The organism is Mesorhizobium sp. CO1-1-11 (assembly GCF_020164995.1).
Classification (GTDB): Bacteria; Pseudomonadota; Alphaproteobacteria; order Rhizobiales; family Rhizobiaceae; genus Mesorhizobium; species Mesorhizobium australicum.
In genome coordinates this window covers 208,624-220,326 of the sequence record NZ_JAIUHE010000002.1, presented here as the reverse complement: position 1 = coordinate 220,326, position 11,703 = coordinate 208,624, and the positions used below count along the sequence as shown (strand labels likewise).

10 protein-coding genes and 1 pseudogene are annotated in these 11,703 nt (G+C 63.2%); 3 read left to right on the top strand and 8 right to left on the bottom strand.

Translation table 11 applies throughout. The features are described 5' to 3' along the window. Positions 1 to 57 precede the first annotated feature (57 nt). Complete coding sequence (locus LB554_RS03095; RefSeq protein ID WP_224583080.1) at positions 58 to 1,266, top strand: AI-2E family transporter; 1,209 nt, start codon at positions 58 to 60, stop codon at positions 1,264 to 1,266. A 9-nt stretch (positions 1,267 to 1,275) separates the two neighbouring features. On the opposite strand, the gene LB554_RS03090 is transcribed toward LB554_RS03095, so the two are convergent. From LB554_RS03090 to LB554_RS03080, 3 genes are all read right to left on the bottom strand, one after another. Next, positions 1,276 to 2,172, bottom strand: coding sequence for a DMT family transporter (locus LB554_RS03090; protein ID WP_041163860.1), 897 nt, complete (start codon positions 2,170 to 2,172; stop codon positions 1,276 to 1,278). A gap of 131 nt (positions 2,173 to 2,303) precedes the next feature. Next, positions 2,304 to 3,062 carry an arginyltransferase gene (locus LB554_RS03085; RefSeq protein ID WP_015318275.1) on the bottom strand — a complete coding sequence of 253 codons (759 nt, stop codon included), beginning with the start codon at positions 3,060 to 3,062 and terminating at the stop codon, positions 2,304 to 2,306. 139 nt (positions 3,063 to 3,201) lie between these two features. Further along, the gene (locus LB554_RS03080) at positions 3,202 to 3,672 is read right to left on the bottom strand and encodes an RDD family protein (protein ID WP_015318274.1); all 471 of its coding nucleotides are present in this window, start codon (positions 3,670 to 3,672) and stop codon (positions 3,202 to 3,204) included. 204 nt (positions 3,673 to 3,876) lie between these two features. On the opposite strand from LB554_RS03080, the pseudogene sthA reads away from it, so the two are divergent. Beyond that, a pseudogene (sthA, locus tag LB554_RS03075) lies at positions 3,877 to 5,266 on the top strand (Si-specific NAD(P)(+) transhydrogenase). A 1-nt stretch (position 5,267) separates the two neighbouring features. Here sthA and LB554_RS03070 read toward each other — a convergent pair. From LB554_RS03070 to LB554_RS03050, 5 genes are all read right to left on the bottom strand, one after another. Then, entirely contained in the window at positions 5,268 to 6,377 is a 1,110-nt protein-coding gene (locus LB554_RS03070) for a hypothetical protein (protein ID WP_224583079.1), read from the bottom strand. Next, positions 6,377 to 6,994, bottom strand: a complete 618-nt coding sequence (locus tag LB554_RS03065; protein WP_224583077.1) for a 5-bromo-4-chloroindolyl phosphate hydrolysis family protein — start codon at positions 6,992 to 6,994, stop codon at positions 6,377 to 6,379. Before LB554_RS03065 ends, LB554_RS03070 begins: the two co-directional genes overlap by 1 nt. An 11-nt stretch (positions 6,995 to 7,005) precedes the next feature. Then, positions 7,006 to 8,577 (bottom strand): substrate-binding domain-containing protein, encoded by a 1,572-nt coding sequence (locus tag LB554_RS03060; RefSeq protein ID WP_411962610.1) that lies wholly within the window; start codon positions 8,575 to 8,577, stop codon positions 7,006 to 7,008. An 11-nt stretch (positions 8,578 to 8,588) separates the two neighbouring features. Continuing rightward, positions 8,589 to 9,668, bottom strand: a complete 1,080-nt coding sequence (locus tag LB554_RS03055) for a toxic anion resistance protein (protein ID WP_224583075.1) — start codon at positions 9,666 to 9,668, stop codon at positions 8,589 to 8,591. Between the two features lie 134 nt (positions 9,669 to 9,802). Further along, the gene (locus LB554_RS03050) at positions 9,803 to 10,966 is read right to left on the bottom strand and encodes a TCR/Tet family MFS transporter (RefSeq protein WP_140617253.1); all 1,164 of its coding nucleotides are present in this window, start codon (positions 10,964 to 10,966) and stop codon (positions 9,803 to 9,805) included. Between the two features lie 112 nt (positions 10,967 to 11,078). Here LB554_RS03050 and LB554_RS03045 point away from each other — a divergent pair, with 112 nt between their 5' ends. Continuing rightward, positions 11,079 to 11,699 (top strand): TetR/AcrR family transcriptional regulator C-terminal domain-containing protein, encoded by a 621-nt coding sequence (locus LB554_RS03045; protein ID WP_140787657.1) that lies wholly within the window; start codon positions 11,079 to 11,081, stop codon positions 11,697 to 11,699. Positions 11,700 to 11,703: the final 4 nt, after the last annotated feature.

Below are 11,703 nucleotides of genomic sequence, written 5' to 3'. Positions count from 1 at the left end.
GATTGCTGCACTATATCGGTGCATAACTGACCGGATGGGCCGGGGAGAACAGGGCGTTTGAAGGAAGCAAAGATCCAGAAGCCGGAACGGCAGCAGCGCCTCTTCGGGCTGTCCACGCCGCTTCGTTCGGCCGTCATACCGCCGCTGTCGGCGGCGCGCTGGCTGCTGGTGCTGATCGTTGCCGCCGGCGTCTATTTTTTCCACGGCTTCCTGTTCCCGGTGCTGGCCGCCCTCGTTATCGCCTTCGCCAGCTGGCCGCTCTACCGACGGCTGCTGGTCGGCGTCGGCGGCAACCGAACCATCGCCGCCACATTTGCCATCCTGTTCATCCTGGCCTTCCTGGTGATACCGATCGCGCTTGCCGGCACCTATGCCATCAACGAGGTGCGCGCATGGGTCGGCTGGGCGATAGAGACCAACCGCCACGGTGCGGTGACGCCGCACTGGATCGCCACCCTGCCTGTGGTGGGTGAGTGGCTGAACGAGCAGTGGACGACCAATCTCGGCCATCCCGGCGGCATCGGCGAACTGATCCAGCTGGTCAGCGGCGCCAATATAGGCAGCATCTACCGCGGTGCGCTCGCCGCCGGCGGCAGCGCTTTCAGCCTCTTTCTGACGCTGCTGTTCATGATGATCGCCCTGTTTTTCGCCTATCGGGACGGCGAGAACTTCGCCGGCCAGATCGACCGCCTCGGCGAGCGTATCCTGCCCACCCGCTGGGAACGGATCTCGCGCGTCGTGCCGGCGACCATTTCCTCGACCGTGACCGGCATGACGGTAATCGCCATCGGCGAGGGACTGGTGCTGGGCATCGCCTACTGGCTGGCCGGTGTGCCGTCGCCGGTGACGCTCGGCGCGCTGACCGGCGTCATGGCGCTCATCCCAGGCGGTGCGCCATTGTCCTTCACATTGGTCTCGATCTACCTCGCCGCCAGCGGCTCGCCGATGGCCGGCCTGGCGCTGTTCATCTGGGGCACGGTCGAGTTGTTCGTCGTCGACAAGACGTTGCGCCCCAAGCTCGTCGGCGGCCCGATAAAACTGCCCTTCCTGCCGACCTTTTTCGGTTTGATCGGCGGCGTCAAGACCATGGGTTTCCTCGGCCTGTTCATCGGCCCGGTGCTGATGGCGCTGCTGGTCGCGATCTGGCGCGAGTGGCTGCGCGAGGTGGAACTGGCCGACGAGATCGTGCCGCCGAATGAGATCGAAGCCGGTCCACAAATCGAGGTCCTGCCCGAGCCCAGCGTGGTCAAGAAAGCCAGCGCCTGATCTCGACCTCTACGCCGGATGGTGCACCGCGAGGTCGCCGCGCCGCTTGCGCCCATCATGCAACTGCCAGAGCGAATGGGCGACCAGCGTGACGATCAGGATGCCGCCGCCGATCAGGCTGTTGCGGGTCGGCGTCTCGGCAAAGATCATCCACACCCAGATCGGCGCCAGCACGGTTTCGAGCAGGTAGAACATCGCCACTTCCGGTCCTGAAATGTATTTCGGCCCGGCGGCGAGGCAGAAGAACGAGATGGGCATAATGACGGCGCCGTTGAAGATGATCCACCATGGCGCGTTTACGTGAAAGCCTTCGCCGCTCACCATGAAGGCCGCCAGCCCAAGCGGCAGAAGGACGCCGATCAGCGAGGTGAATCCCATATCTTTGCCGCTGGCGCGCGAGAGGGTGATGGCCACCGCGATGAAAAAAGCCGAGCACAGCGCCATGAAATCACCGAACAGCTTGCCGCTGCCAACCGAACCGCCGACGATGACCAGCACGCCGAGGATCATGACCAGCATGGCCGCGATCGTCACCGCTCCCGGCCTTTCCCGTAGGAATATCCAGGACAAGAGTGCGGCGAAGACGGTGTTGAAGGCCAGGATGAACACCAGGTCGGCGGTCGAGGTGTGGAAGACCGCGGTAACGAAGGTGATCGAGGTCAGCCCATAGCATATCGCCACGATCAGCCCGGACCAGCCGGGGATAAGCGGCGGGACATTCCGGCTCAGCGCGCGCCAGACCGACCAGATGATCATCGCGGCGATGAAGGTGGTTCCGGTTCGCAGCAAAAGGATGGTCCACGCGCCGCCATCCGCAAGGCGGATCAACGGTATGTCGACGGTCAGTATCAGTCCGCCGATGGCGGTTATCAGAAGGCCCTTCTGGTGATCATGGTGAGAGGACATGCAGGAACTTTCGCAATTGAATTGCAGGCGGCCGGTCGGCGCAAGCGCGCACTCTCTCCAGCCGAGCGGCTGAAAGACCAGCATCCCCTGCCTTGAAACAGTTTAAGCGTGGATCGGGGGAAAACTCAGCGTCAGACCGCTTCGTTGGTATAGCGCTCCCAGCCTTTTGGGCCGAGATGCTCCTGCGGCATGAAGCGCATCTTATAATTCATCTTGCGCGAACCATTGACCCAGTAGCCAAGGTAGACATGGGGCAGCCCCATCGCCTTGGCACGGGCGATATGGTCGAGGATCATGAACGTGCCGAGCGAGCGGCTTTCGAAATCGGGATTGAAATAGGAATAAACCATCGACAAGCCGTCGGCCATCTTGTCGGTGAGCGCCACCGCTATGAGTTCACCCTGGCCTTTGCCGGTGATGAAGGTGTCGGGTCCGCGCCGCCGGTATTCGATCACCTTGGTGTCGACATGGGTATCCTCGACCATCATGGCGTAGTCGAGCACCGTCATGTCGGACATGCCGCCGCGGCGGTGGCGGGCATCGAGATAGCCGCGAAACAGTGAATATTGTTCGGTCGAGGGCTCGGCGTTGTGCATGGCGCCGACGAGGTCGGAATTGTGCTGCAGCACGCGCTTCATGTTGCGGCTGGCGGTGAACTCCTGTGCCAGGATACGCACCGATACACAGGCGCGGCAGGTCTCGCAGGCTGGTCTGTAGGCGATGTTCTGCGAGCGCCGGAAGCCGCCTTGCGTGAGCAGGTCGTTCATCTCCGAGGCCTTGTCGCCGACCAGATGCGTGAACACCTTGCGCTCGAACTGGCCGTCGAGATAGGGGCACGGCGACGGCGCGGTCAGGAAGAACTGCGGCGACTGGGTCGGGTGCTGCGTCATCGAGCCTTGGAAACACTCCTTCGAATCGCTCTACCTTTGGCTCCGGCGGCGAAAAATTCAACAGGATTGTGAAGGTGTGGGCAACTCAACACCTTCACATTTGCGCTCAAGGGGGCTGCGGCTTTGCTTCAGGGCGGTTTCATCGGCCGGTGCGGCTGACGACAGTGCCGAGCAAAAGATCGTGCAGCGTGCGCTTGCGGTCCGAGAACAGGGTCACCAGCAGGACCAGCGGCGACAGAATGACGTTGCCGGCCCAGAACAATACGGAATGGACGACCGCGGTCAGCCCGTCGATGCGGGTGCCGTCGAGACGGTCGAGACGAATGCCCATCATCTTCATGCCCGTGGTGGCCTGGTCGGCGCTGCCCAACGTGTTCCAGATGTAGAGGATGGCGACTGCCGGCACCAGGACGCCGAACAGCATCCAGCCCAGGCCGAGGGTCAAGAGCCCGAGGAAGAACACCAGGATGGCGACCGGAATGCTCAGCAGGCCAACGATGAGATAGTCGAGCACGAAAGCCAGAATGCGCCTTGTGCGCACGCCTTCAAAAGCCCTGACATCGTCGAGCCGGGTGTTGATGATTTCGCCGTCGAGAACGCGAGCGTTCATGTCATTTCCTCGTAACAGGGGCCTGCTTAGCCTGCGCCCCACCGCACCAGAAATGGTGAAGGCTCATGGTGGAATCAAGATCGGACCGTTTCGCCGCGGCGCCAGGCGGGACAGAATGGGCTGAGGGTCCGAAGCGGTTGAATTTGCAGCACGGATGGCGTTAGCTTGCTGCGGCGCAACAAGACGCCGAGGGGACGGGGCAATATGGACTACGACATGCTGGTCATCGGCAGCGGCCCTTCCGGCCGCCGCGCCGCAGTGCAATCGGCCAAACTCGGCAAATCGGTGCTGGTGGTCGACCGGGGCCGGCGCCTTGGCGGCGTCTCGGTGCACACCGGCACCATTCCTTCCAAAACGCTGCGCGAAACGGTGCTCAATCTCTCGGGCTGGCGCGAGCGCGGCTTCTATGGACGCGGCTATCGGGTCAAGCAGGATATCTCGGTCGGCGACCTGATCGAGCGCCTGCACAAGACGCTCGACCATGAGGTCGAGGTGCTGCAACACCAGTTCATGCGCAACACGGTCAAAAGCGCGCGCGCGGCGGTGAAATTTCTCGGCTCCAACAAGGTCAGCCTGACATCGGACAATGGCGACTACAGCGAAGTCGGTTTCGCCAACGCACTGATCGCCGTGGGCACCAGGCCGCATCGGCCAGCCGACGTGCCCTTCGACAAGACCCGTGTCTTCGACAGCGACGAAATGCTTGAACTCGACCGCCTGCCACGCACGCTGACGGTGATCGGCGCCGGCGTCATCGGCGTCGAATACGCCACGATCTTTTCCGCGCTCGACGTACCGGTGACGCTAGGTCGAGCCGCGCAACTCCATCCTCGATTTCGTCGACCGGGAGATCGTCGACGATTTCATCCACCAGATGCGCGACCGCGGCATGACGATAAGACTGGGCAGCGCGGTCAAGGAAATCCGCTCCAAGCCGGATGCCGCCGAGGTGGAACTGGCCGATGGCCGTACCATCCGCTCCGAAGTCGTGCTCTACGCCGCCGGCCGCACCGGCAATGTCGGCAGCCTCGGCCTCGACGTGGTCGGCATCGAAGCCGACTCCAGGGGCCGCATCAAGGTCGATCCCCAGACTTTCCAGACCAGCGTGCCGAACATCTACGCGGCCGGCGACGTCATCGGCTTTCCGAGCCTCGCCTCGACCTCCATGGAGCAGGGCAGGGTGGCCGCCTGCCATGCCTTTGGCGTGACCCTGCCCGCGCCGCCGGAGACCTTCCCCTACGGCATCTACGCGGTGCCGGAGATATCGACGGTCGGCCAGTCCGAGGAGCAGGTGCGTCAGAGCGGCGGCGCCTATGAGGTTGGCGTCGCGCGCTTCCGTGAGACGTCGCGCGGCCACATCATGGGCGTCGACACCGGCTTCCTGAAGCTGTTGTTCTCCATCGAGACGCGGCGCCTGCTCGGCGCGCACATTGTCGGCGAGGGCGCCACCGAACTCATTCATATCGGCCAGGCGGTGATCAATCTCGGCGGCACGGTCGACTTCTTCGTCAACAACACCTTCAACTATCCAACCCTGGCCGAGGCCTACAAGATCGCCGGCCTCGACGCCTGGAACAGAATGGGAAGAGGGTAGATCAGCCTTCCAACTGCGACAGCAGCGCCAGCATCACGTCGGCAGAGGGCATCGGCAGCACCGCCTCGATTTCCGCCGGCCGCACGCCGGCGATCGCGGCATCGGCGCCGCCGCTGACGGTGCCGAGCGGCCCGCGAAAACCGTGTTTCGACCAGGCAAGCTCTTGCAGCTTTGGGCTGGTCAGCGCTTCCAGCAGCCTGTCGACCGAGGGGTCGACGACGATCAGCGGATGCGCCGAATAGACGGTTGGCCTGGGGTAGAGAATCTCGGGCTTGGCGCCCATGCCGGCCTGCACCCTTTGCCAGCGCGCGGGATCGGCGAGCGCCCATTCCACCAGTTGGTTCTCATAACCCACCACCATCGGCTCGGCGCCGAGACCGCCGGCGATGTACTGGTCGAACAGCTTTCCCGACGAGGACGACTTCAGCCCCATGCTGCGGAAGATCGCCTTGGCCTGGTCGCCGTGCTGGGCAAGCAGTTCCTGGGTCGCCACGTCGCCGCTCATCAGGCTGAGCACCAGGCCGGCGAACATGAAACCGGAGTTGGAGCGGTTGGGATCGGTGGAGACGATGCGGGCGCGGCCATAAAGCTCGTCAATGCCGAGATCGGCCCAGTTCTTGCCGGCCAGAATGGCGTCGAGCAAGGCCTTGAGATCGAGCTGGTTGTAGCCGCCCTTGGCGGCGACCGTGACCAGCCCGCTCTTCTTCAGCCCTTCGACTACAGGTCCCCAGGTGTAGACGACGATCGGGGAGTTGAGCACGACCTGGTCGTTGCGGATCGAGACACCGCTCTTGCGCGCGAGGTCGACCATGATCGAGGAAGAGGGCCACAGGAATTGCGGTTTTTGGGTGAGCAATGCCGGCTCGCGCACCATCTCCACGGAACCGGCGACACGCGCATCGAGTTCCAGCCCGTAGCCGCCAAGCGCATGCACGACGTCCGGATCGGCCAGGAATGCCTGCTTCTCGCCGCCGATGAAGCCGAACAGATGCGCTTTGTTGCCAAGATAGCCACGGAACTCGGGACGATCCTTCAGCGTCAAATAGCCGCCGGTGCCGGCAGCGGCGGCACCCAGCAGACCCAGTCCGAAAGCGCGGCGCGAAATGGCCATCAGCGTCCGATATCCTCTTTCAACGACTCCTGAATGAGTCGCAGGTCGACGTCGAGCGTGCCGAGTTCGCTGTCGGCCAGGCTGTCGGCATAATGTACGAACGCGTCCTGCAGCTTGGTGATGACGGCGCCGACATTGGCGAGCCGGACCTGGCTGGGTGCACGCCGGTTCGCCAGCGTCGCGTAGCCTTCCGCCACTTCCGCCGCCTGCGGCACGTAGTAGGTGAGGAAACGCCGCACCGAGGGCGCGGTTTCCGGCTTCGTCTCGACTTTGGAAATCACGTCGGCGGCGATGTCGGACAGGTTCTTCACCTTGGCCTTCATGTCCTTGTCGGCGATCGAAACGGCCGTTGCCGACAGCCGGTCCGCGGCTGGCTGGGCTTGCGCCAGGAGTTCGCGGGCGAAGGCCACTTTGCTGCCGCTGAGCGTGCTGAGGTCGAGCCCTTCGAAAAGCTGTCGCGGCGCCAGCACGAACACCAGTCCGGCAAAGACGAGGGCCGCGATGATGGCCGACACCAGGAACGGGAACTGGGTCAGAAAACCCAAGCCGACAAGCAGCACCGCAGATATCCCGCCCGCCGCGATCCAGTTCCAGTCATTGCCGAACAAGCCACGCATCCCGGCAGGCTCTAATTGTAGCCGCGCGCGGCGCGGAAGGCGCCGGCCAGATCGCCGCTGCCATCGAAGACCCGTGCCGACGTCGCCTTGGCGAGACTGTCGAGCTGGCTCTTGTCGGCGTCGCCGAAGGTGACGCCGAAGACCGGCACGCGCACGGCGGCGTTGCGCCAGTCAGCGAGAAACAGGTCCGCGCCGCCATCGGTGCGGCCATCGGTCATGATGACGATGGCCGGGAGGTATTTCGAAAGATCCGCCGTGGCAACGATCTTCTGCAGGGCCTGGTCGGCACAGGCATACATATCGGTGCCGCCGCCGGCGCGTTGCTGGGCAACGTCCGCCAGCAGCTCGCTCTGGCCCGCCGAGTCGCCTTTCGCCTCGAATGTGTCGCGCACGACGGCGTCGAAAGGCAGCACGAAGATGTGGTCGGACGGCGTCCATTGCACCAGCACCTCGCTTGCCTTTTCCGGCGTGAACAGGAATTGGGCGGCGGCCTGCAACTGTTTCTCGCCCTGGTCTTCCATCGAGCCGGAAAAATCGAAGCACAGCGCCGTCAGCGAAGGCTTGCGCAAGGCCTCCTGGTAGAGGTCGAGCGCCTTGCGGATCACGGCCGGCTCCGGCATGCGGATCGACGTCACCAGCTTGCCGGGATCAAAATTCCAATCCGGCTCGGCGGCGGCCTGGATGGCCGCGCCGCCGAGCGGCAGCCGCCGACCGGTATCGGCGATGCGTTTGCGTGCCGCGTCCGACTGCAGATAGGCGAGAAGGTCGGTGAAGAATTTTTCGACATCGGCTCCGCGTCCATGATCGATGAAACCCAGCGGCGAGTCGCCGACAGCGACGCCGTCGGCCGGATAGATGGCATAGAGCGGCTCGTTGCCCATCTGCTTGAGTTTGTCGTTGGTCTCCTTCAGCGTCGCCTCGTAGTTCCACATCGCGTCGTAGACGGTGCCCTTGCCGGCGCTGTCGACGTAAAGATCGGCGAGCCAGCCCGACGAACCGGACGAACGCTCGACGCCTTGCAGCAAGGCACTTACTGTGTCGTGCACGGCGGGATTGTCGAGGTCGCCCGGCTCGATCACCTGCTTGCCGCCGAGCGCGCTGGACAGCATGGCGAGATAGGCGCTGGCGCCCGAATTGGACTGCGTCGCCGACGTCATCAGGAATTTCAGCTTGCCGTCCTTCACCGCGGCCAGGATGTCCTTCATGAAGACCGGCTTGCCGACCCAGCCGAGTTCGGTGGCCTTGGATTTGCGCACGCCCAGAATGACCGGCATCTGCGCGATCGACGTCAGGTTGCGCACCTTGCGGCCGCTGTCGAACAGGTCGACCCAGACGCTGGAGGCCGGCCAAACCGCATCGTTGTCGAGGCCGCCAGGCTTTTGCAGTCCGAGCCCGATGTCGAGCGAGCCTTGATAGGAAATGGTGCAGGTCGCGCCTTGCTTGGCGCAGAATTCCTGGACGATCGGCTCCAGCACCGTATTCTCGGAGCCGGAGACGATCGAGAATTTGACTTGGCTGGAATTGCAGGCCGTCAAAAACATCGCGAAGGCGAGCAGCAGAACGGACGTCAGCGTCTTCGGCATGGCGGTTCCGATCAGGACTGGGTCAGCGCTTTCTTCAAGTCGATCGTCATCTGGTCCATCTGTCTTTCGGCGTCGGCCCGCTTCTGGCGGCCCTCCTGCTGGACTTTCAGCACGCCCTGTACCGTGTCGATGAGATCGCGATTGGCCTGCGCCAGCGTCTCGACGTCGACGATGCCGCGCTGCGCCTGTTCCTCGACCGAAATCGCCTGGTCCTTCATCATTTTCGACGTTTGGCGGATCATCTCGTTGGTTGCGTCGGTCACGGTCTTTTGCAGTTCGAGCGCCGACTTCTGGTTGGTCAGCCCAAGCAGGATGACCATCTTCTGCTTCCATGCCGGCACGGTCAGCGCCGAGGTTGCTTGCAAATTCTCGATCAGCGTCTCGTCGCCCGACTGGACGATGCGGATCTGCGGCAATTGCTGGATGCCGAGCTGGCGCGCCTGCACCAGGTAGAAGATCCGCTTTTCCAGGCGGTCGAGCGCCTGCACGGCGTCCTGATAGGTTTGCGCCTCCAGCGTGCCTCCAGTGTCGCCGCTAGCGGTATCCGCCGCGGCCTTCAGCTTCGGCAACTCGTTGGCGCGGTAGTCATCGACGAATTTCTTGCCGGCCTGCACATAGGCATCGAGCTTGAGGATGGAGCCCTTGGTCTGCTCATGGAGGTCGTCGAGCACGGCAATGTCGCGCCGCAGCGTGTCCTTGTGACGGTCGAGTTCGAGGCCGATGCGATCGATCTGTCCCGCCACGTCTTCGTACTTCTCCTTGAAGCGCTCGAGCCGCGCCTTGAACGAGGAGAACAGGCCGCTGAGGAAACCCTGGTCCTTGAGCGAGGCCGGATCGAGATTCTTGGCCTTCATGATGATGTCGGTCAGGAGATCGCCGGTGTCGCCGAGGTCCCGGTTGCGCAACTGGGACAATATCTTGTCGGCATAGTCGCTGACTGCCTGCTGGGCACGGTCGCCATAGACAGAAATGCCGGCACGGTCTCTGACGTCGATCGTGCTTTCGATTCTGGCGATGTCGGACGGATCGGCTACGATTGCCGGCAATGTCGAAGTGTCGTCGAGCAGAGTGATGCTGTTCTTGTCGGCCATGCAGACTTCCCCTCGGTAACAGCATCTCGATAGGTAATCTGTGACAGTGATATGTCGCCGCTGTGGAAAACGGTAGTCCGAGGCCGTTTTCGGCGGTGAACAGTGCCGTCTTCCGGCCTAGCGTCAAGAAATATCTATTCGGCGGCCTCCCGCACGGCTGGAGATGACCCGGTTCGCAGGAGCAATGGCAGGCACAGCACATAAAGCGCCGCCCCCGCGATCCAGACTGTGCCGGGAAAGACGGTGCGCGTGCGGAAATAGAGCATGGCGATGATGAAGGGCCCGAACACCGAGACCAGGCTGGTCATGCTGGTGAGCACGCCCTGCAGCCGTCCCTGATGGTCGGCGCCGACGCGTGAGGTCAACAGCGACTGCAATGCCGGAGCTCCGATCCCGCCGAGACAGAACAGCGGCAGCAGGGCGAAGGCCATCCAGCCCTGCCAGGCCAGCGCTATCGATATATAGGCCGTGCTGTCGGCGAGGATGGCGATGATCAGCGCTGCTTTCTCGCCCCAGCGCTCGGTGATCGGCCCGGCAACAAAACCCTGGGCTCCAGCATGGAAGAGCCCGAACAGCGCCAACGAGATGCCGACGGTGAACAGGTCCCAGGCGAATTTGCCTTGGACATAGAGCACCCAGATGGTGCCGCCGACTTCGCCGACCAGGGCAAGAACGGCGAAGGCACCAAGCAGCGGCAAAAGGGCCGGGAAAGTCAGCGCCCAACGCAACGGCGCCAGCGGGTTGAAAGACGGCATTTCGCTTGCGCCGCCCGCGCGCTTCGGTTCCGGCAGCAGGAAGAAAGCCAGTACCAGGTTGATCCCGTTGAGTGCTGCCGCAACCAGGAAGGGCGTGCGTAGCCAAACGTCACCAAGCAGGCCACCGAGCGCCGGACCGGCTATGAAGCCGACGCCAAAGGCGGCGTTGAGATGGCCAAAACCCCGAGCACGACGATCCTGGCTGCTGATATCTGCCATGTAGGCGGAAGCTACCGCCATGCTGGCGCCGGTGACGCCCGCGATCAGCCGGCCAACGAACAGCAGCGGCAGTGTTGGCGCGAAGGCCATGAACAGATAGTCCGCCATCGATCCCGTGAGCGAGACGAGCAAGACCGGCCGACGGCCGTAGCGGTCGGACAGGGCGCCGAGCAGCGGCGAAAAAAGCACCTGCATGGCGGCGTAGGCCGACAGGAAGGCGCCAAAAATCCAGCCGATATCGTCGACATGGCCGACCGTGCGCAGCAAGCCCGGCAGCACCGGCATCATCAGCCCGACGCCCACGGCGTCCAGTGCCATCGCCATCAGGACGACGAGATAAGCTCTTTTCACGATCGGACTCAGGAATTTATCGTTGATAAGGAAGGTTTATCACTGATAAATTCACGGCGCAAGCTGGAGGACCAGACGGATTCGCATGAAACTGGACAAGACGATGATCGTCGACGAAGCGCTAGGCTTGCTCAACGAGGTTGGCATCGATGCGCTGTCGACCCGCCTTTTGGCGCAGCGGCTCAAGGTGCAGCAGCCGGCACTCTACTGGCATTTCAGGAGCAAGCGCGCCTTGCTTGACGCGATGAACGAAGAGATCTTGCGGCGCGGCCATCGGCATCGAACACCACGGCTCGGCGAGACCTGGCAGGATTTCGTGCGCAAGAATGCCCGCAGCTTTCGCAGCGCCCTGATTGCCTATCGCGACGGCGCGCGTGTCCACGCCGGCACGGAAGCGGATCCGCAAGAGCTCGGGCACTTCGAGCGGCTGCTGGAATTCCTGGCGGGCGAGGGCATGGCGGCGATTCCAGCCATGGAATTGCTGATGACGGTCGGCCGCTACACGGTCGGCTGTGTCATGGAGGAGCAAGCCGAAAATCCGTCAGGTCCGGGGCGTGGCGAAGCGCTGGATGCGGCGGCGCATGATCATCCGCTTTTGCATGAAGCATTGGTGCACTACCGTGCCGGCGGACACGAGGCGCTGTTTGAAAGCGGGCTCGCCCTGCTGATCGCCGGGGCAGAAGTTCGAATGGTGGCCGAACGCTGATTGG

Excerpts from the sequence above, each read along its gene's own strand:
- LB554_RS03090 (WP_041163860.1), bottom strand. The coding sequence starts at position 2,172 with ATGTCCTCTCACCATGATCACCAGAAGGGCCTTCTGATAACCGCCATC.
- LB554_RS03085 (WP_015318275.1), bottom strand. The coding sequence starts at position 3,062 with ATGACGCAGCACCCGACCCAGTCGCCGCAGTTCTTCCTGACCGCGCCG.
- LB554_RS03080 (WP_015318274.1), bottom strand. The coding sequence starts at position 3,672 with ATGAACGCTCGCGTTCTCGACGGCGAAATCATCAACACCCGGCTCGAC.
- LB554_RS03070 (WP_224583079.1), bottom strand. The coding sequence starts at position 6,377 with ATGGCCATTTCGCGCCGCGCTTTCGGACTGGGTCTGCTGGGTGCCGCC.
- LB554_RS03065 (WP_224583077.1), bottom strand. The coding sequence starts at position 6,994 with ATGCGTGGCTTGTTCGGCAATGACTGGAACTGGATCGCGGCGGGCGGG.
- LB554_RS03060 (WP_411962610.1), bottom strand. The coding sequence starts at position 8,577 with ATGCCGAAGACGCTGACGTCCGTTCTGCTGCTCGCCTTCGCGATGTTT.
- LB554_RS03055 (WP_224583075.1), bottom strand. The coding sequence starts at position 9,668 with ATGGCCGACAAGAACAGCATCACTCTGCTCGACGACACTTCGACATTG.
- LB554_RS03050 (WP_140617253.1), bottom strand. The coding sequence starts at position 10,966 with ATGGCGATGGCACTGGACGCCGTGGGCGTCGGGCTGATGATGCCGGTG.
- LB554_RS03045 (WP_140787657.1), top strand. The coding sequence starts at position 11,079 with ATGAAACTGGACAAGACGATGATCGTCGACGAAGCGCTAGGCTTGCTC.